Source organism: Pseudoalteromonas luteoviolacea (assembly GCF_018100925.1).
In the GTDB taxonomy this organism is placed as follows: domain Bacteria; phylum Pseudomonadota; class Gammaproteobacteria; order Enterobacterales; family Alteromonadaceae; genus Pseudoalteromonas; species Pseudoalteromonas obscura.
Map to the genome: position 1 here is coordinate 400,969 of NZ_JAGJEH010000004.1, position 20,999 is coordinate 421,967.

The following is a 20,999-nucleotide window of genomic DNA, read 5'->3' on the forward strand; positions in this document are numbered from 1 at the left end:
TCATTCATCACAATGGAAGAACTATGATAGAAATAGACAATGTTGTTCTAAATGATGTAGAAAAAGGTTTTTCTCTTCCTCCAAAGCCTGAATTACTTACAGATCTACACGATTTACTACAATCAGATGAACCAGAGTTAGGTCAAATAGCAGATCTCATTGCCACCGATGTTGCAACTTCAGCAGCGGTATTAAAAGTCATTAACTCTTCATCTTACGGCTTCTCGCGGACGATAACAGATATTCGGCAAGCGGTTATGTTCCTCGGTTTAAATAGCGTCACTCACCTTGTTACCGGTTTTTTGCTCAAACAAGCTTTTGATCAATCCCAGTGCTGTATTAGTTTGGAAAGGTTTTGGGATACCGCAAACGAAATATCTGAAGTCGCAATGATAATTGGCCGAAAGATCCCAGTTAAAATACCGTTAGAAAGCTTGCATATGTTAGGACTATTTCATGATGCTGGCATACCTGCAATGGCGCTCAAATTCGATGATTACGCCAATGTTTTGTCCTGTGCAAATAGTAACTATGACATGTTATTAGTAGACCAAGAAGAGGCCATCTACAATACCAACCATGCAACCATAGGATACTTTTTAGCAAACAGCTGGAACTTACCAAAGCCGATTTGCAAGCTCATTTTAAGACATCACGATATGGAGTATTTCAAAGAAAACCACGAACAAGAGCTCGCATGCACCATGGCCACCTTAAAGATGGCAGAGCATTTAGTGCAGATTAATAAACGCTTTGTATCTGTTCCTGATTGGGCCCATATAAAAGCAGACGTATTACATGTTTTGGAGCTTGACGAAGACGCATATCAAGATATCAAAGATGATGTAGAAGAAATATTCAATTAGACCATACCAGACCAATTGTGTTTTGCACCACAAGCGCCTATTCAGTAAAGCGCCATGTGGTGCAACAATTACTCAACATTACCAAATAACAGTCCCTTCCTGCTAAACTTTAAATAAATGTAAATGAAATTACATTTAGCGCTATGATTATGTGTTTAAAGCGATTAGAATAGTGAGTTCCAAATTTAACTACAAACTGGATGTTTTTTCAGCTTTGTCAACATTGCTAAAGACTGAACAAAGGAAAAAGAGTGCAGTATACAGATCTAAAAATTGCAATAGTCGATGATAATAGCGACAACATCAGATTTTTAGAGGCTTTGTTGAATAAACAAGGTGTTTCTCATGTTCGTTCGTATCGCTCAGGCAGCGCTTTTGAGATCTCAGCGAAACAAAATACCTATGACATTGTCTTTTTAGACAACCGAGTCGACACAATAAAAAATCTATATGACCTTGTTAGTGAGTTGGTTTATAACGAAACTTTACCCCCAACTACGCGACTAGTTTATATGGCCAAGAGGCAAAGTGCATTTGACTATGCTTGTGAATACCCATTTCACAGTAATCAACACCTCGAGGTACCATATACGCCACAAGATTTAGCAACTATATTGGAAGAACATACGCTTCAGGTTCAAGAGTTCAAAAGTGCCTATCAATTTATACGCAATAAACAGTATAAAAGCGCCCTGCTTAAGCTTAAAGAGCTACGTAAACAAGAGTATCCTAATTATTTAAAAAAGGCGCGCAATCAATTACTCGTTAACTTATTGCTTAAATTGGGCCATTACTCGCTAGCTAAAAAACTGCTGCTGCCGCTGACGGAGCGCAATATACAGTGGGCAAAATGGTCTCTATTTCATGTTAATTATGAACTTAAAGATTTCGAAGCATGTAAATCTTTCTTGTCGGAACCTCAGACTAGGTTGGACTACCCGGTACGCGTATTTTATTGGCAAATTTACATCGCATTTCAAATGAATAATCGGGAGCTTGCAACCGCTCAGGTACTTGCATTTCCCATAGAGGATATGTCTCCAAGTATGTTCCGATTGAGTTTAATGGTATTGCATGTTTGTAATGAACGCGATGCTGTAGACAACTTAATAAAACGTAAAGAACGAACATACCAAGAAGATGCGGCACTTACAGCACTGCTATCCGCTTTAACTATCAAGATAAGTCTGTTAGAAACCCTCAATAAAAAAAGTACTTTAGACGCAAAAGTGTTCAAAGTAATACAGGGGGACTTAAAGTCCGCACTTACTAGGCACGCTAGCAACATTCAAAAATATTGTCCTGATGAGTTCAATCTATTGCTGATCATGATGATGCTTATGGAAAACAAAACCGCCGGAGCAAGTGCAAAGCTGTTACAACTTAGCCAAACCTTGATGGATGACCCCTGTGCGATCACCGTCATTGCATATTTGTTTTATTTTGTCGGCGATATGGAACGTGCCAAAGAGATGTTGTTCAACGCACATAGGGCGCTAGGCAAACAGCATAGAAATAGCCACTACGTTCTGGCAGGTTTAATGCATAGAGAAATTTTCGCACGAATTTATACTGTTGAATCCGAGCAGCAGGATGCATATATGCAATTTGCTTCGCGACTATTCGAATCAGGCGAATATAGAGACACCATAAAAATGTGCAGCAAAGCGCTCAGAAGCGGCATAAATAACCAAGCTTTAAATGATTTACTACTTCGCTCTAGCCGTGAAGCGGGTCTAAAAGAGCAAGATTATCTCCATTATCTTCAGTTAAACAAACCGAGAGAAACCATTGTTAGCTAACAGGTTTACCTTCACAGCATCGTACGTTCCAGCCTGCTATAGACTTGCAGCAATACCGATTGGTAATATTAAAATACCCCTTTAATTACAAAAACATCACATATTTTATGCCAACAATCGTAAATTGCTTGCGCACAAAAAGTACCCATGGCTAGACTGTAGTCGAAAAAATAATGATAAAAGAGGGGATAATTTTGAAATCAACGCTTATTGGTACTGCCATACTATTTACCACCACCAGTGTGTTTGCCGATACACTTATTCTCAATGCGGATGCTGCACTTGATGTCAAAACTGGTAAGTTGCTTAGCCCAGCAACTATTGTCGTCGAAGATAACACCATTACATCGATTTCTAAACGCACGCCTAGAAATGCCCCAAAAAACGCAAGAATAATTGATTTAAATGGCCACACGCTAATACCTGGCTTATTTGACATGCATGTTCATCTCACAGGTGATGCACAGGTTCACGGCTATAAAAGATTACGCCGAACAGTGCCTCGATCTGCGATTACCGGAGTTAGAAATGCCAAACGTACCCTAGCAGCTGGTTTTACCTCAGTGCGCAACCTAGGCGCTGGTGGCTATGCTGATTTGGCGCTGCGCGATGCAATTTATGACGGCGATGTACCCGGCCCTCGCATATTTGCCTCTGGACCTGCGCTAGGTATCACTGGCGGTCACTGTGACAACAACCTGTTTACCCATGAGCATCAAGTCACTGCTGCAGGCGTCGCAGACGGACCATGGGCTGTTCGAAAAAAGGTCCGAGAAAATATAAAGTATGGCGTCGATGTCATTAAGTTCTGTGCCACTGGTGGTGTTTTATCAAAAGGCACAAAAGTAGGAGCACAGCAATACTCGCTCGAAGAAATGCAGGCGCTGGTTGCGGAAGTGCATTTAAGAGGCCTCACCGTTGCCGCTCATGCACACGGCACTGATGGTATAAAGTCTGCGATCCGAGCTGGTGTTGATTCAGTTGAGCACGTGAGTTTTTTGGATGATGAAGCCATCAAACTCGCCCTTAAACATGGAACCTACTTCTCAATGGACATATACAACACTGAATATATCCTAGGCGAAGGAGAAAAAGCGGGAATATTGCCAGAAAGCCTCGATAAAGAACGTAAAGTAGGAGCGAAGCAGCGCGCCAGCTTTTCCAAAGCGGTTGAGGCAGGCGTCAATATGGTATTTGGCTCTGACGGTGGTGTCTACCCTCACGGAGACAATGGCAAGCAGTTCAGTCGCATGGTTAAATTCGGCATGACTGAGCTACAAGCGCTACAGGCTGCAACGATAAATTCTGCAACTTTACTAAAACAACAAGAGAAGCTCGGCTCACTAGAAGCAGGTAAACTCGCGGATATTATTGCCGTGCCGGGTAACCCTTTGGACAACATTACTCTAATGGAGCAAGTTACTTTCGTTGTCAAAGACGGTAAAGTTGAAGTTGATAAGCGCACTGCTAAATAAACCTCAAACCGACCAGTCAGATGTGGCATTTGGTTAAATCTGATTGGTCAACGCAATCTTTAAGCTAAACAAGTGATATGAGCGCGCTGCTAATTTTGTTAAAAATGACAAACAAGTACATTTTATTGGTGTACTTTTTGTAATCCGTCCGCAGGTTTTTGCATACGTTCCTGTTGACGCATTTTCTCTTTGAATTGACTCAATGGGATCAAGGTAAAGTCATCCCCTTTCGCTGCAATTGCTTCAATTCGGTCACACCGAAACCTTCTCATATCTTGCCTAAGGTGATCCCAAGCAAGTACATACCAAACCGGGTAACTTAAAAATAAATAATGCGGTTCAATGACTCGAATTGTTTGATTGCCTTTTTCATCTGAATAGGCGATTTCGATATGTTGCTGCATCAAAAACGCTTGGTGCAGCAACTCAACGGATGACTTTTCAGGCGCATTAAAGTGAGCTAATACATTTTCTGACGCCACTTTACCGATAATGATCCGAGACTTAATGCCATTCACTTTGTGCTTCATAGATGGGGAAAAAGACGCCATGACCTTGTGCCGTACGCTACTCAAGTGGGCCATAAAGAGTGGGGAATTCATTTGCTCAGCAATGGCCAAACTTATCATTAAGTCCACCGCTTCTGTATAATTGAGCTTGATCCGCCCAACTCCCCAGCGCCTATCGAGCCGTATACCACCGCCGCGACCGGCATCTGTTTCAATTGGCAAGCCACGCTCTTTTAAAACTTCGATGTCTCTGTTGAGCGTTCGAGTACTAACGCCAACTTCTTTGGCGATCTGGCCAATTGTCGTAGGTTCGTCGGTTTTTAAACGAGCAGTGATGGCTTCAAGCCGCTCCATTCTGGAAAGTGTTGAGTTTCGCATAACCAAACAAATATGACATAAACTGTCATAGTTTTCCATATCCTGTTTGCAAGTTATACGTCGCAACACATTTGGAACAATTATGACAAAAAGAAACATGGGTAGAATATTACTTGGGCTACTCGCAACATTTTTTATTACAACGGGTTTGATGTTTATGTTTGCCCCAAACACCATGCTTGCGCATGTTTTTATTAGCCCGATTGAAACGGCAAGCGGCTTGTCCAGTGTCAGAGCATTGTGGGGAGGTACTACAACGGCAATATGGGTAAGCGTACTGATTGGTGCCTTTAAACTTCGCAAAGAGTACTGCCTAGTTGGAATTTTCTCACTCACACTGGTGCTGCTTGGGAGACTAGTGGGCTACATTTTTGATGGCAGCTTTTCAGAGCTGGCAGTTAACTTAATACCCACTATCATTGCGCTCTCTTTACTTTTAGTGGGTACTAAACTTATCAACAGCCAACACTCAGATTAATTCTCTACACATAACTAATTTAAAGGCTGAAAACCAAGGGTAAGTTCAGCCTTTAATTCACTTCCATTATCTTTCAATCACTGAACCTTCATCAAGAACATTGCACCCGCCCCTTTAAATTACGCTTGAAAATTGCTCCTGACAAACCTTGCTAAAAGTTCAAACACGTTGAGCCAATCCATACATTTGAGTCACGTGATCGGAGTTTTTCCCGTATCACTGATAGGTGATATTTGCCGCCTTTGAGAAGCCACTACTAGATGACATATTTCTAAGATGTTGTTATTGTTATGAGTAGTTAGATACGTGATTGAACGGCTGTTGTTATTTGAGATAATTCGCGCTGTAGTTTGGCGATATTTGTCATAGGTTAAAATGTTATGCTGCCGGGCAAATTCTTCAATAAGGGATACGATGAAACAGAGCATTGTCCACATCGCTTTGGTCGTGAAAGACTATGATGAAGCCATTGATTTTTACGTGAACAAACTCAAATTTGAGCTTATTGAAGATACTTATCAACCAGATCAAGGCAAACGCTGGGTGGTTTTAGCACCACCAAATTCTCATGGTGTTACCTTGTTATTGGCCAAAGCATCGAAGCCAGAACAACATGATTTCATTGGTAATCAAACAGGCGGCCGAGTATTTCTATTCCTAAATACAGATGATTTCTGGCGAGACTTTGAACGTATGAAATCGATAGGTATTAACTTCGTCCGCGAGCCTGCTGAACAAGACTATGGGATGGTAGCCGTGTTTGAAGACTTGTATGGAAATTTGTGGGACCTTCTTCAATTAAACCCAGACCATCCAATGGCGAAAAGATAACATAACCAAGCGTTCAATAGGACAGCCAACGCTTGGGAGTTTTGGCTCACGGTTTTGCATGAGTATCTATATCACAATGAGTTGAGTATGCGGCAGCGCTGTCTGCCCATTAACGCGGCGTTCGGCACACTATGCTGTGTTTTGAATTTGAAATATTTGCCGATTACTTTCAGTTCTACATCCAAGATGATAATAAATCTGTTACTGTAATAATACAGGCTGATAAAACGGCTAAAAATATAGTGGTTTTTGACACAATCCAAATAATAAAATCAATGGGCTATCAAGTGTTAAATTAACCCTAACAAGCACATTAAGCAAAGGGACACATAAAGTTTGGCTCGGTTTCGCTTTGTTATACATTTAAGCCAAACATTACTTAGCCGCTTATACGGGCATAACATACACCTATGAAATACCTAATAACTCTCTTGCTATTATTAGTTGCTCCACTTGCTACAGCATGTAAATGTATAGAATTCAATGTTGGCGAATACTTGTCAAATGCAGAAAAAGTGTACCTTGGTCGTATTATTAGTTCCCAGATGCTTGGGAGTAAAGGCCACATGTCTGCAACTTTGAAGGTAGCTGAAAAGTACCGTGGGGCAGTTTTCGATCTAGAAGAAGTCGTTCAGAGAAACAGCAGTTGTTCGTTATATTTTACTTTAAACGAGGAATACCTGGTGTTTGAAGGGAGAAATGGCGAAGTAAATCAGTGCAGTATGCGTAACACCCAACATTTTCGTGATTTAGAAAATCAATTAAAGGCGTTGCGGGCAATTGCGAAGTTGGGTATATAACAAAGTTGTAAACGCGGACAAATAACAGCTGTCTTTGTTCGCGCCTTACGAATTTTAGAATGTGATTGAAGATACGGATCGTCTATGAGAGACACTGCCTATCGATTGCAAAAGTGCGTTATTAAAAGGCTCTATTTTTGAAGCTGACTTTAAAGATGAAGATAAGTATTAGTACTCACCTTTTATTTTATGGAGTGAAGGAGAAGTTGAGAATTACCAGCCTGATTCTGAGTTTTCTTCATATTTAGCTATCGGATCAAATGGTAGTGGAGATTCTTACCTATTGAGTCTTATTGATGGCTCTATTTCGGTTTGTCCTCTCATCGCAGGTAAAGACCCTCTAGAAAATGTTGCTTCAAATTGCTTTGAGCTTTAAGCGCAGCCAAGCAACTAACAAACGCATTGTGAGCAGAACCAAAAAGCTTGGCTTGGTTCGTACCTCTCCGATTATAGCCAAGCATTTTGTTCCGCATATGCGGGCGTTAAAAGGCACCCACGAAAATGAGTAAATTCAAGCATCATAGCAACTATCCGAAGGAGAAACACATACAAAACTACCTCTTTCCAAATTTGTGTTTTGAATGCTGCAAGAGCTTTAAAAAACCGCGAGCAGCGGAATATAGAAAGTGTCCTGAGTGCAGTGGAATTCTAATTGAGGTGGGACGAAAGTTTTCTGCGCCCAAAACCACTAATAAGGCTCAGTGGGAGAAAGTTAGATTTTTAGTGGAGCATGGTTTCCTGTTTCAATCCGTCTACGAACAAAGGGAAGATGGTGGCTTTTATCATGTCACATACCCAACCTCACTTAAGGAGGCAAAAGAGTTTGTAGTAAAGTATAAGGAGCAGGCCGTTAACTCTGCCTTTTAACAAGCCAACCAACTGCGCGCCTGCGGTGCCGGACACAGTAAAGCAGCTAGGGAACAATCGAATTTGTTTTAGTTTTCCGCGCCATGCAATGACCCGTTCCAACACTCGAATAACTCGTTCTGCCGTGAGGCTTGTATCGACATCAATCGCTAATGCTTGGCGGCTGTTGTAACCACCCAGCACATTCGTGTTCTACAGCGATGTCCGTAATTAAGCGCATCGCTCATAAAATCCATCGCTCACGAGCCATAATGTTTGCTCGGTGCGCTTAACGGCCCGGTATGCATGTTGGTACACGGCGTTTTCCTTTTCGTCTAAGGTTAAGCTTAAGCATGTTATAAACTCGCTCAACGCGCTTTTTATTCCATACTTTGCCTTGTTTAAACAGCTTGGGCATACCCCATCTAGGATGCCGATCAACAAGCACTAACAAAGCATCAATCACATCATCATCCGATGGTCGCTTGCATCTATAGTAATAAACGCTGCGACCTAAACCTGCTACGTTACAAGCAAATGCATCTGAATAAGTTAGAACTATCTTATGTTGAGATAGGGACTTTTCGATGATGGAATTGACTACGATACTCATAAAGACACTTAACGCCGCCATAATGGGCGAGCAATACGTAGTTTGCCTTGTATTATGGTGGAACAACACAAGGCAAACGGAGTGTTGGGCGTCTTAGCCGGTGTCTCTTTGCCGGCTGTTCCTTCATGGCTTTATGAGGAGTTTTTTGCGCACTCAATGTAAACATCAGGAACACTAATTGACTTGCTATCAAATGACAATTTTTCAAACGAAACATTGTTTATATGGAAATCATTATCTTTTAATAATTTATTCAGTTTTTTGTACAGCGTTGTACTCTTAAGAGCATCAACAAATAGTGGTTTTACCAAATGAGGCTCTTTAGTTAAATCACCTTTCCAAAAGGGAAATTTATCATTGTAAAATTTAACTAACTCTGAATTAGTGTTTTCCGAGGACTCACTAATAAGCCTTACAAATAGTTCTTTACGGCTAATTTTGATTACTGAGAAAACCTCTTCAAGAGAATTTGCATCACTAGGGTAAAGAGCTAGCTCGATACTAGGAACGGCTCCGTAACGGTTAAAGCTAGTTAATTTTACTTCAGTGCCAAAAGAAACTGCGCTGAATAGTAAACTAATAATCAACAGTGAATGTTTGATAATTCAATCTCCGGAAACCCATAACGCTTGCCATAAACGGCGAAAAATGCATTGCTATACTTAGCGACGAAGGAGCGTAAGCCATGCGCTTTGCGCCCTTTTGAGTAACTTGTTATATTTACATTTGCACTGGATTGATAAACAAACTGGCAAAAGCAACACCAACACTTGCGGTATTAGCTATAAAAAACCACAAAAACATTTTACTTTTAAATAGAAAAGGAAGTTTAACCCCCTTTTTGTAAACAATACCCTCAAGTAACACATTAACTATACAAGCCAATACGAAAGTAGCAGCCCACGTAATAGGATTGAAAGTCCCCATGCCCAGTACTTTATAAAAAACTAACCCAGGGAATATTTCCCAAGCAATGCCAGATAAAGGTATTAGCAGAATACCAGCCACCGCAGAAACAAAGTTAGCACCAATTGTAGCTAATACTGCTTGAACAGGAGGAATATCAAAAAGTCTTTGAACGAAAAAGTATTCAACAATTAAACCTATAGTGATAGCCCACCAAGAGAAAAGTCTGGTTTCTAAATATAGAGCCGGCCAAACCATATTCGCGTAAGCAGGAATCGGTATTAAGAGCAGTAAAATGATGAGGCGTGACTGCACGAACTTTCCTTGTAAAAATAATATTTTATTATATGAAAAATATCGTAAAACTACAGCACAAATTATGTCGTATAACAGTGATATGCGACAAACTCCGAGACCGTGGCTCAAATGTATGTAGCTAGCTCATGGAGTTTAGCTTTTTTTTGCGACGAGGGTTTGTTATCTGATTTTAAGCGTAAAATTAACTGGGCTATAGTGTCAGCATTTAAGGCGTTATTGTTTAGCTTTGAGAACCGTGTTTTCAAAATAAATTTGTGCCTGTCCCATTTGGTCCTTGCTGCTATCTACAGCTTTATTATCTACTAATAAGTGTGAGGTCGTCCAAAACGTATATAGCTCATGCACTCAAAAAGATCACCCTGAGCATATGAGATATTGGCCTGCAGAATAATTGAAGAATATTGCGGGTGAGCTTAAAAAGCTCGTCTAACGAATTAGGCACACTTCCTAGCGAATACTCATCTAGGTCCGAGTTTAACACTCAATCAATAGGCCGAATGTAGAGGTGCAGTCTCATATCTAATTATCAAAGATGAATTCGTTGACAATCGGGGGAGTCCATGTAGCCGCCATAAGGGGCGAGGAATACGTAGTTTGCCTTGTGTTATGGTGGAGTGCAGCGACAACGAAAGGCAAACGGAGTGTTGGGCGTCGTAACCGGTGTCTCTTTGTCGGCTATTCCTTCATGGCTTTGTTAGGAGTTTAAAGCTCAGACAAAAGCTAAACAGTATTTGTCCCTGCTGAATTGCTTGTTAAGTGTTTACCCTTTGACAAATTTCAACAGAGCCTCGAACAATTTTTGGGAGCTTAATTTTCCAGTCGCCTCTTTCATTTACTAATGTATAAACTATCGCTTCATGGGATTCGTTCACAATATCTCTAACTACTACATGTACAGTTTTTGCATTCTCAGCAACTTCACCAATGATATTATCAGGATTGTATGTCCCAAAGTTTTTTGATGCGTTTGTTATATACAATCACATATTAGGTTCGCAATATTTAAGTCTCGGTTTCGGGTTAAAGTAGACTAAGAAATTATTTAAGTCATTGGCAAAATATACTCTTAACACCAACTCTCCACCCCAATTCTGAAAAGCAATGTTAGTAACTTCTTCTTTGTATATATGAAATACTAATTCTGTACTCTGAAATAGTTTTACATTTACTGAGTTATTACCAAACGGCGAATGTGCAAATATTAATCGTTCACCGGTGTCATAATCCATCAAGAATGAAAATTGCGCTTCATCATGGTCATATTCACTAGAATAACCAAAGCCTCTTTCAAAAAACTCTAGTTCCTCTGGAAATTCATAGTTCAATTTTTACTACTAACTTCAAGTGCATATAACGCCCTAGGCAGCACTGGCGCGCTTATTGGCCACGAAGTGGGAAAGAAAAAAGCGCGACAATGTTACGAATCCGGCTGACTTGGCTTGTTATAGTCACTTACCACGTCCACTACCGAATTTAAAATGGTTTGGTTCAAAAATAATCTGTGATCGCCATCAATTACATGGTAATCAACTTTTTTACCTGCTTTTTTAAGTGCAGCAAAATATTCATTGCTCAGATATGGTTTCGTTACCTTATCATCTTTACCAACGAATAATGTAATACCGATTTCGTTAGCCACATTGTCAATCAACTCAATTGGCGAAATAGTAGCTAAGCTTTTTTTAAAGCCTTCGTAATGAGAACTTTTATACATATCAGCTCTCCATTGAGGGATATTACATGGGCAGGATACAATAAATGCGTGGTTAATAAGTCTAGGGTATAGAGCAATCAACTTAGCTGTTATGGCAGAACCTCCTGAATGACCAGCAAGGATCACTTTATCTGAATTATGGTATACCTTTAGTTTTTGAATCGCTTTTGCTATTTGATGGATTCTTGATTCATCATAATTATCACCCACCGTTTCACCTCTAACTCCATCAGAAGTACGTTTTAAATGATCAGTATATCCAGGGCGAAGCATACCCACGCTTACAGTATTTATAGAATGCAGAGCTATTTGATTTGCAAATTCATATTGATAAGACGGGTTATTAAACGGTGAGTCACCATGCAGAGCGACTACGAGTACTGGAGTTTTTGTGATTTCGTCACTTTTATAAGTTTTTATTTTAGTACAAACACCCTGAACATTTACGTCATTCAAAGCACTATTACATTGAGCCTTAACCGTATTTACGAAAAAAAGACTAATTGATAAAAATAATAAAAATTTCAAAGATACTTCCTGATATCGATTGTGGTTATAACGCTTTGCTAAAAGGTGAAAAATGCTTGGCTAAAATTAGCGACGAAGGAGTGCAAACCAAGCGTTATGCGTCCTTTTGAGTAACTTGTTAGTTGCCTTTTTGCACTGACTTTGAAAATGCGTAAAGCTCTCCTAATAAGTGCATGTACTTTTGATTTAGTTCATCAGCATTGGCTTTCCAACAGAACTCACCTCTGGCATTGGTTGATTGCCCTAGTACTAAATCATTTAGGCTACCCATACCACCACTTCCTGCCATTATTATGTTGGCACAATTAAGAAACTCATTGGAATCAAAAGCTGATAATGCACATTTAACGTGTTTAACCCACCAATCTGATTTTTCGTCTTCTAACAAAGATATCATTTCGGTTAACTGAACTCGGATATTTTCGTACATGCTTTCCCTAGGCAGCTAACATTTTAATCTACGATAAATGTCGTAAAACTACAGTGCGAATTATGTCGCATAACAACTGCTACTTACTCGCGCAATTTAATACTCATAACAATAACAACACCTTAAAAATATGTCATCTAAAAGAGGCGGTTTAAATGCGATAAATGTCGCGTAATAGTAATATGTGAAAAACTCCGAGTGCGTGGCTCGAATGTATGTGGCTAGCACATGGGGTTTAGCGCTTTGCGACGTGGGCTTGTTGTCTGGTTTTAAGGGTAAAATTCAAGAGGCTTTAGTGTCATTATTACAGGCGTATTGCTTAGCTTTCTTTCAAATGGTGAGCCAGAGACAAGGGTGTTTTTTATTAAAGCATTTCACCTGTTTATTTCCAATAAACACATTCGCCGAGCAACCAAATTATACGAGTTAAACATGATATATTTTTTATATTGCCCTGCACTTAAAATATACCTGTGCATAATGAAGATCTTGTTAGCCTACCCTACTCCATGTTTGAAAGGTGTTAGCGCCTCAGGTGCCTCGTCGTTTGTTCAACCCTCTGTACAACTCACTATTTCAACTTAACAAGTGTTTTATTCCGCTTAGGCTCCGTCAAAAATAACAGCTGAGAATAATCATGGTTTGCATTGATCAACATTTTCCGTGTTTTGTTGCCAATAGAGAATTCTCGAGTTTCGCCGGACAATAGTTTGTGCTCTAAGAGCGTATATTCATGTTCTTTTTCTACCGTCACAAACAATGTATTTTCTTTTGCTGCCACCCCAATTATGCCTTTATTTTGAGACTGCCAAACGGTCTCGACTTGGTTGTGGTCAGTTAATTTAAAAACATCTGACTCGTTTGAAAAGTACACGGTATCATTGTCATCAAGACTCATCGAGTAGCATGAAAGGCGCGCACCAGACGCTTGATAAGCAGTCAACTCGCCAGTATCTAATGCAAACTTTGCAACATGAAAACCGTTACCATTTTGAGCTCGATAAGAAACCAGTAACGCATCTTCATTCCTAAATGCTTCTCGAAGATAAAATGAGTGATGGGTGTGAGGAGTCTCGTTTACAATACCAGAGCTAACATCAATACGAAAAATCGCATTTTTACTGGCAGTGAACACCTTTTTACCATCTTTAGACCATGCAATTCCAAATAACTCATGATTGCTCGGGTTATCAAACAACAATCGAGCTTGATCATGCTCATACAAAAATAATTGTTTTAACCCAAAACGATGAGACTCGAACACAAATTTAGATGAATCTGGCGAAAATACAGGTAAGTAGTCGACAGAAGATGAATCGATGATGGGCACTAGCTCATTGGGATTATCGCGCGTGCTGCTCAGTATATCCACGTCTACATTCACCAGCTCCATGTATACTTCACTGCCATCAACAGAATAAACAGCATCTCGAACTATTTTGTAGTTTTTAAACGCAATAGGTTTTATATCCCCAGCCAAATCTACAGATAGTAGTTTGTCGCGATTACTTAACAGAATACTTTTGCCATCAGGGTGCCAACTTAAACCACTCAACCCATTCTCAATTGTTACTAAGGTTTGAATGTCATTGTTTGTCAGATCAAGCAAATCGATTCGGTACATATTCTGCCCCGCCTCAAACCCCAAAACTACATGTGTTTGACTAGGTGATAGCGCTTGCATCAACAACCAATCTTGTCCTACAGACTGGTTTAGTACTTTCTTTTCTCCACTGATTAAATTAACTGTCGCAAGTTGAGTATCACTAGTTCCTCTGCGCTTCTCAGTAAAGTAAACGACATGATCGTTGGCCCAATCCAGCTTGTGACTTGAGATCATAAAATCTGATGTCGTATAAATTGGTTTTTGTTCAGGGCTTACGGTTGAGTCTAAGTTGATAATAACCAAAGAGGACATTTCTTCATCTCGTTTAGCAAATACGAGACCTTTACTGTCTGGTCGCCAACCCAGACTGGTGTAGTCTGCGGGTGACTTGGTCAAACGCTTTTCAATACCTGTCTGTAGCTGCTTAACCCAAATATGTTTACCGCTTTCTTGCTCGCGCAAAAAGGCAATATGCTCTGCATTTGGTGCAACAACAAACGAAAACTCATTATGTTCACTTGTGCTAATAGGTAATAAAGTCAAAAACTCGGTCTTATTGGTCGGTTGAGTCCCAAAAAACATCATCATTAACACGACAAGCAACAAGGCAATGACGCCACTACCGAGCATAAAACTGTGTTTTTTAGATTCCAATTTAGGTAACTCTAAACTGTACCCTCGTTTAGAGTGTGTAATGATTAACGATGGATTTTTCGCATCATCCCCAAATGCCTTTCTGAGAATTGCAATGCATCTTTGTACTGAGCTTGGGTTAAATATTGCCTGTGGCCAGACCGCATAAAATATGTCTTCTTGACTTACAACATTGCCTTGGTGTGTATGTAAATACACAAGTACATCCATCACTTTTGGCTCGATGGTTTGAACCGAGTCAAATTCCCTGATCTGGCAGCGCTTTACATCAACATGAAAGCTCCCTATCTCAAACTTCGACACATACAACTCCAAAATAAGCTTATTATTCATATATTAAGCTTTTCTTAAGACAAACTCTAGAGATATTACATTGCCACTGACTCTATGTACTTAGCAAGCTGTCGAGTAACTTTAACGATATTCACAACGAACTATGATACCAGCCCTTTTTACTTCGATTATTGTACTCAGCGCATTTTTGCTATTTCAAATTCAGCCAATATTATCTAAGGAACAACTGCCTCTATTCGGAGGAGGAGCTTCTGTGTGGTCCGCAAGTTTATTTTTCTATCAGTCTTTTTTACTGTGTGGTTACCTTTATGCGCACTACATGAGCCGAATAAAGGTAAAAGCACAAATATGGCTGCATCTAATTTTAATGGCCACAGCCACTGCTGTGACATTTTCTCAAGTGGATAAATGCACTTTGACGATGCTACCTCCGCCTTCGTCAGTTTTGATTAATTTACTGACACAAGTTGGACCTATTTTCGTTATATTGAGCGCAACATCTATTCTAATGCAGCATTGGTATAGTGCAATTTTCCACAAATCGGTGCCTTACCATTGGTACGGGTGGTCAAACTTGGGCTCCCTTGTGGCGTTACTCTCTTTTCCGTTTATTTTTGAAGTCTATTTCGACCTGACCATGCAAAAACAAATATGGATAACCGCACTAGCCTTACTTGTTGTTATGGTGTTCATGCTCTCAGTCCTTTTATCCAAGCATAAACCTCAAACGCCAATTCAAAAAACCTCTACCAATTCAACTCATTTCCATAACAAACGGCTACTTTGCGTTGTACTGGCGGCGTGCAGTTCAATGAGCTTGATCTCCACAACACAAATGGTCAACGTCAACATCCCACCAATGCCCCTTACATGGACTATTCCGTTGGTCATATATCTGCTTACTTTTATCGCCGCCTTTTGGCTACCAGCACCAAAACAGAGCTTATATACTTCAGCGGCACTCATATTCGCCGTTTTTGCAGGCGTATTGATGTATTTTCTTGGTGGACAATTTAGCGCAATTGAACAACTCAGTATGTACTGTTTGATACAACTTATTTGTTGCTTTGTTTGTCACCGAACACTCAAATCAATTGCGCCAACAAGCCAGTCAATGACCTCTTTTTACCTTTGTATTGCCGTTGGCAGCGTTATAGGCAGTCTCTTATGTTCAATTATTGCCCCTACAATCTTTAATCAATTACTTGAATACCCAATTACATTATTTTTGGTGCTTTTTATTCATTTGCCCAGCCTTAAAAAAGCAACGGCTACAAAATCACTTCAATTTATATACGCCCTAACTCTCACTGTAGCCATCGGTGGCTTTACACTAATAAACCAAGCATATACACAGTTAGACATCGCTAGCGAAAGAAACTTCTATGGCTTTATTTCGGTTAAGGACGTGCCCCTAAACACGGCGATAGAACGACGTTTGATTGACGGGACAACAATTCATGGCACAGAAGTACTCGAAGGACAGCTAAGCAATCAAAACAGCTACTATCACGCTCAAACCGGGGTCGCTAAAACACTTAATGCGCTGCAATCGAATGGGCCATTGAGCATAGGTATAATTGGTTTAGGGGCTGGTACATTATCAAAATATGCAATGCAGCAAGACAAACTGACTTTTTACGAGCTTAACCCTGCGGTACATCATATGGCTCAGCGTTACTTTAGTTATTTACGAAGCAGCCGAGCAGATTTGGAAGTAAAAATAGGAGATGGACGCCAGCTTATCGCTGATGAAGTAGCTAAGCTCTTCCCTCCTCAAGATGCCATTATCATTGACGCCTTTTCCAGTGACATCATCCCAACTCATTTATTGACTGAAGAAGCAATGGCCATTTATTGGCAACGAATGAAAAGCAACGGTGTTTTGCTCATGCATATTTCCAATAACCATATCGATTTGATGCCAATTTTACTCAGTCATAGCCAGCAATTTGATAAAACGCTTTTGTTGTTTGAACACCTAAATGACAACCCAGCTCAGTTAAGCTCCAAATGGGCAGTATTAACTAGTAACGAGCGTATCATTGCCTTGCTATCAAACCCTGCCACTACCGTGGACACCGAGCGTCATAATATGATCACTTGGACAGATGAGAGGCACAGCTTATTGCCATTGATAATGTTGTAGGTTAGTGCAGTCTTTCTTGGATAGCTTAACCTTAGTCGGAAAAATTTTGGGCTAAGGTTATTTCTTCCTAAACCCTAGCGGTTCCCTTTAAATTCCAATATGCTCATGCAATAATAAATCAGCGTCAGCTTACATCTTTGATGTAGCTAATTTTGCCATTATAAAACTCGAAAAAAGAATGCCCTTTTATTGACAGCTCATCGCCTGCTTTAAGCCCATTTGGCAGATCTACTGCGAGCACTCCTAAGTAGTCGATGCTGATTTTCGCTTGCGTCTCATCAATATGAAGATCCGTTATTGTTTGATTACGCGAGCTAAATAGCTTGGCAGACTCCTTTGCAAGGTTTTCAAATTCCACCTTGCCTTCTGCCCTCACGTTTACTTCACCATTTGATTCATTCTCAAACACAATGCTGTCATCAAACAACGCCAGCATTTGTTCAACATTAAATGCATTATAACTATTGATATATTGGTCGATGAGTGCCGCTTTATCATTATCCAACATTAACATATCCCTATACTTTCACTTTGCAATTCGGTTAAATAATAAACTACCGACAAATGGATAAAAAGCAAAGTGTTATCGTTAAAAAGAAAGGTATTTTACCTCGATAAACTGCGGTTTTATTTATCGGTATGCAAAAGAGCGTCAGTTCAAAGCTTTGTCCAATTATCTGTAAAAATCATTGAGGCAGGGAGTGGTAGCGGTAAATAAAAGCAGCCTGAAATTCTTTAAAGGCTGTAACCTAAGTATGAAGGAGCACACGTATGATGCTCCTTCTTTTCATAACTTTATTTGCTCATCTGAGCGAAAACAGAACCCGATTGGGTGAGCCACGATGCTCCCCCTCAGGAGTTAGTACTTGAAGCGAGCTGGTACTGTGGCAGCAGCGTTGTGTCTTCCACCGCATACAATTCCTGTATCATCCAGCGCACATACATAGCCATAATCAAAATCTATATCGATCGGGTTGACCAATTCTTGCATCTCATAAGGCCCAATCTGCGCAGGGCGAGTTGACCAACCGGACATACCTCGTTCATCGTAAGAGTTAACCCCTGGGTAGCCAAACCTTAATTCAGTGTGAGGTAAAAGCTCAGGAGCGTTAATATCTGCCGCTGGTGCTTGGCCCCAGCATTTCACTCCTTCATCCCCTTTCGCACACGCATAGCTTAAGCCAACGACAAGGTGAGTTGGGTTCGTGAAAGTCGGTACATCAGATACCAAGGGCAAGCTTTTTGCTCCCCAGCAGTCAATACCGTCATCATGGCGAATACAGGCGGCTGAGCGACCAACTTCGATATCACTTGGGTTGCGAAGATCTGCGTATTTAGGCGGTGCTGTATTTACCGCGCCAGGATTCCATTTTCCTGAACTCCAGCAGACAATCTCACCACTGTCTATCGCGCAATAATTTTCTGAAGTATGGGCTACAAATATTTTTTTCGGATCGGTGAATGTCACAGCTGTTGGCAGTGGCTTCCAATAAGAGTCAACCCTAGTTCTTGAATGTCTGTTAGTCCAACATTTGACTTCTTGCCCAACAATCGCACAACCAGATTTATGATTTATTGCGATATCCTTGATATCAAATAATGGCTCTGGCGTTGGCATATATTGAGTACCGTCGGTTAATTTCCAACATAGCGTACCAGTCATATCTGTACCACATGCGATGCTGTGACTCACATCCACATCGATGATGCGGCTTTTCTTTTCAAATGTCACACTGTCACTCAGAATTTGGCTATTGTCCTGATTGTACACACTATAATGATAGCTATAACTACCACGAGGGAAGCTGGCAGGCACATTTAGAAGCATGTTGGCATCTGCATAACTCTCACCTGGTGCTAGATATAACTCAGTTGGAATAGCATCTACGTAGGTTTTTCCGTTTGGAAATACAACATGGCTATATACTTTGACCGATGCGTCAGCTGCACCGTTGTTTGTCACTGTTTTTTGAACCTCAAGTACACCGCCTTCCTTTCTTATTGAGGGGTTTTCTGACTGAGTTGTTAGTTGAATATTAAGTTGGGCATTGACTGAAAAAGCTGCGATTGCAAACCCTGAGAAGAGAATTGGAAACTTCATTGTTTACTCCAAATAAATAAAGAAAATGCTGGAAAGGTATACATGTCCTCTGTAGTACCTAAATTCCAGACTTTCATCACTTTATACAATATTTTATTCAAAGCAAAGGGTTAGAAAATAAAAAAGTGGCTAAAGGACGATCTTCTTTCCTTTAGCCACTCGGTTTACTGATAGGGAGACGTTACTGAAAATACTCGTCCAATGCCGTTTTAAGATGTCTTTGCATTGCACCTCGATGGTACTTTCTTACACCATAACTTTGTTCAAGGTGAATAAATCGTTTTGAAGAAGCATCTGCGCTTTTGTGACAGCTATCAACTGAATCGTTGCTATGACGGCCTTGGACGTTCCATGTGCCACCTAAACTTTTGGTATCATTTCCATATACGCACGCTTTAATGACTCCTTCACTCTCTACACTACGGCGAATTGAATGCAAGATACTATGCTCTTGTGGGTTTGTAGAGTAACGAACTGTTTCGCTTAAATTCAGCATTAAATCATTGTCAGTACCGCACTGCGCTTGAAGCTTAGCGCGAGTCGTTTTTCCAAACCCATGGTATTGGATAAATATGGTGTTCGAATCAAAATCACTCATATATTCGTGTACAACTTGAAACAGAGACTCTGTCTGATGCGCTACATCACTAGCCGAGTAGTTTGTACCAGTACATTCGCTTACATCGTGGCTGCTATCTCGACGTGTGCCAGCCAGCATGAGCAACTTGGTTTGTGTATATAAAAACGCGTCTATGGCTTGTGTACCAGTAAATGAGTCTCTTTTTGGGTGTGGTGCTTGCAAAACAGCATTTGTGCCTTGTGTGTTAAGTACATATGTGCCACCACCGATAAACTTTTCACTGGGTAACTGGTACTTTTCTTGAAGTAAATAGTATGTTTTATCGGTATCGACATCGTTAAACTGGATAACTTGGTAATCTAACCCAGCTGCCAACTCACTAGCTAGCGGCCAGTTTTGCTGATGAAAAGCACTAAACAATAGTCCAAACCCCTCTTGAAATTCATGGCTTGGCTGAACCCACTTATTATCCGCTTTAGTACCATAATTGTACGACTTGAGATGCTTGTCAAATTCACCTGACATAATCACCATGGCTTTGCTTGGGAAGCTCAAAACAGTCAACAACAATAGAAGTAACGTGAAAAGTACATATATAGCCAGAGGCCTTGAGCCATTGGCAAAGCGGGATGTATGGGTTTCAAATAGTTGCATAAAACACTCCAGTGGTGTGTAACGAGCTGTATAAAGCAAACATCCCTGGACAACCAGTACCAAAGTACCAAAATTCAGCTAGTGACCATGTCAAAAGTTGCAATTATTATTACCAATATCTAAACAAAAGCTCTAGTAAAACAGTGAAAAATGAGCTTTTGGTATTACCTCAAAAAAGGAACAAACAATGAATAAAAGAGGGAAAAACTTAGCTCATTCAAGATCTTAAAGCACTGATACGACCACTAGTACTTTTTACTAAAATACGGCGAGACAAAAAACTTAAAAAAACAACACGAATACCATTAAATATCAATAACTTAAAATAAAAACAAAGTGTTCACCTCCATTTTCGATAAATAGTTCCGGTTAGAAATAGTATTAGATTGAACCGATAAACCTAATACTCTAGAAGGATAATTTACTTTCAAGAATCGCGATGTCGGGGTTACCCACTGTGATAATAA

18 protein-coding genes are annotated in these 20,999 nt (G+C 40.2%); 7 read left to right on the forward strand and 11 right to left on the reverse strand.

Annotation, left to right across the window (positions count from 1 at the left end):
• The first annotated feature begins 23 nt into the window (after window positions 1-23).
• The 3 genes from J8M00_RS10830 (at window position 24) to J8M00_RS10840 (ending at window position 4,143) form a co-directional block, all read left to right on the forward strand.
• On the forward strand, window positions 24-866 hold the full coding sequence (locus tag J8M00_RS10830; protein ID WP_211010378.1) for an HDOD domain-containing protein: 843 nt from the start codon (window positions 24-26) through the stop codon (window positions 864-866).
• Window positions 867-1,117: 251 nt separating this feature from the next.
• Window positions 1,118-2,668, forward strand: coding sequence for a response regulator (locus J8M00_RS10835; RefSeq protein WP_211010256.1), 1,551 nt, complete (start codon window positions 1,118-1,120; stop codon window positions 2,666-2,668).
• A gap of 173 nt (window positions 2,669-2,841) precedes the next feature.
• Window positions 2,842-4,143: a metal-dependent hydrolase family protein gene (locus J8M00_RS10840; protein WP_211010257.1), complete on the forward strand. Its 1,302-nt coding sequence runs from the start codon at window positions 2,842-2,844 to the stop codon at window positions 4,141-4,143.
• Between the two features lie 122 nt (window positions 4,144-4,265).
• Here the strand turns inward: J8M00_RS10840 and J8M00_RS10845 are convergent, their stop codons facing one another.
• Window positions 4,266-5,069: a helix-turn-helix transcriptional regulator gene (locus tag J8M00_RS10845; protein WP_211010258.1), complete on the reverse strand. Its 804-nt coding sequence runs from the start codon at window positions 5,067-5,069 to the stop codon at window positions 4,266-4,268.
• A gap of 43 nt (window positions 5,070-5,112) precedes the next feature.
• Between J8M00_RS10845 and J8M00_RS10850 the strand changes: the two genes are divergently transcribed.
• From J8M00_RS10850 to J8M00_RS10860, 3 genes are all read left to right on the forward strand, one after another.
• Entirely contained in the window at window positions 5,113-5,508 is a 396-nt protein-coding gene (locus J8M00_RS10850) for a DUF4345 family protein (RefSeq protein WP_211010259.1), read from the forward strand.
• 414 nt (window positions 5,509-5,922) lie between these two features.
• On the forward strand, window positions 5,923-6,339 hold the full coding sequence (locus J8M00_RS10855) for a VOC family protein (protein WP_211010260.1): 417 nt from the start codon (window positions 5,923-5,925) through the stop codon (window positions 6,337-6,339).
• A 497-nt stretch (window positions 6,340-6,836) separates the two neighbouring features.
• Window positions 6,837-7,139 carry a hypothetical protein gene (locus J8M00_RS10860; protein WP_211010261.1) on the forward strand — a complete coding sequence of 101 codons (303 nt, stop codon included), beginning with the start codon at window positions 6,837-6,839 and terminating at the stop codon, window positions 7,137-7,139.
• A 1,135-nt stretch (window positions 7,140-8,274) separates the two neighbouring features.
• Here J8M00_RS10860 and J8M00_RS10865 read toward each other — a convergent pair.
• From J8M00_RS10865 to J8M00_RS10895, 7 genes are all read right to left on the reverse strand, one after another.
• Window positions 8,275-8,598 (reverse strand): hypothetical protein, encoded by a 324-nt coding sequence (locus J8M00_RS10865; protein ID WP_211010262.1) that lies wholly within the window; start codon window positions 8,596-8,598, stop codon window positions 8,275-8,277.
• Between the two features lie 131 nt (window positions 8,599-8,729).
• Complete coding sequence (locus J8M00_RS10870; RefSeq protein ID WP_211010263.1) at window positions 8,730-9,185, reverse strand: hypothetical protein; 456 nt, start codon at window positions 9,183-9,185, stop codon at window positions 8,730-8,732.
• Between the two features lie 133 nt (window positions 9,186-9,318).
• Window positions 9,319-9,819 carry a hypothetical protein gene (locus J8M00_RS10875; protein WP_211010264.1) on the reverse strand — a complete coding sequence of 167 codons (501 nt, stop codon included), beginning with the start codon at window positions 9,817-9,819 and terminating at the stop codon, window positions 9,319-9,321.
• A 983-nt stretch (window positions 9,820-10,802) separates the two neighbouring features.
• Window positions 10,803-11,147, reverse strand: coding sequence for a hypothetical protein (locus tag J8M00_RS10880; protein ID WP_211010265.1), 345 nt, complete (start codon window positions 11,145-11,147; stop codon window positions 10,803-10,805).
• Window positions 11,148-11,239: 92 nt separating this feature from the next.
• Window positions 11,240-12,064 carry an alpha/beta hydrolase family protein gene (locus tag J8M00_RS10885; protein WP_211010266.1) on the reverse strand — a complete coding sequence of 275 codons (825 nt, stop codon included), beginning with the start codon at window positions 12,062-12,064 and terminating at the stop codon, window positions 11,240-11,242.
• 118 nt (window positions 12,065-12,182) lie between these two features.
• On the reverse strand, window positions 12,183-12,494 hold the full coding sequence (locus J8M00_RS10890; RefSeq protein WP_211010267.1) for a DUF6966 domain-containing protein: 312 nt from the start codon (window positions 12,492-12,494) through the stop codon (window positions 12,183-12,185).
• Between the two features lie 571 nt (window positions 12,495-13,065).
• Entirely contained in the window at window positions 13,066-15,087 is a 2,022-nt protein-coding gene (locus tag J8M00_RS10895; protein WP_211010268.1) for a winged helix-turn-helix domain-containing protein, read from the reverse strand.
• A gap of 214 nt (window positions 15,088-15,301) precedes the next feature.
• Here J8M00_RS10895 and J8M00_RS10900 point away from each other — a divergent pair, with 214 nt between their 5' ends.
• Entirely contained in the window at window positions 15,302-17,197 is a 1,896-nt protein-coding gene (locus J8M00_RS10900) for a spermidine synthase (protein ID WP_348772552.1), read from the forward strand.
• A 124-nt stretch (window positions 17,198-17,321) separates the two neighbouring features.
• On the opposite strand, the gene J8M00_RS10905 is transcribed toward J8M00_RS10900, so the two are convergent.
• The 3 genes from J8M00_RS10905 to J8M00_RS10915 all read right to left on the reverse strand — a co-directional run bounded on the left by J8M00_RS10905 (window position 17,322) and on the right by J8M00_RS10915 (window position 20,532).
• The gene (locus J8M00_RS10905) at window positions 17,322-17,705 is read right to left on the reverse strand and encodes a nuclear transport factor 2 family protein (RefSeq protein WP_211010270.1); all 384 of its coding nucleotides are present in this window, start codon (window positions 17,703-17,705) and stop codon (window positions 17,322-17,324) included.
• Window positions 17,706-18,056: 351 nt separating this feature from the next.
• Window positions 18,057-19,298, reverse strand: a complete 1,242-nt coding sequence (locus J8M00_RS10910; protein ID WP_211010271.1) for a hypothetical protein — start codon at window positions 19,296-19,298, stop codon at window positions 18,057-18,059.
• Between the two features lie 181 nt (window positions 19,299-19,479).
• Entirely contained in the window at window positions 19,480-20,532 is a 1,053-nt protein-coding gene (locus J8M00_RS10915; protein WP_211010272.1) for a hypothetical protein, read from the reverse strand.
• Window positions 20,533-20,999: the final 467 nt, after the last annotated feature.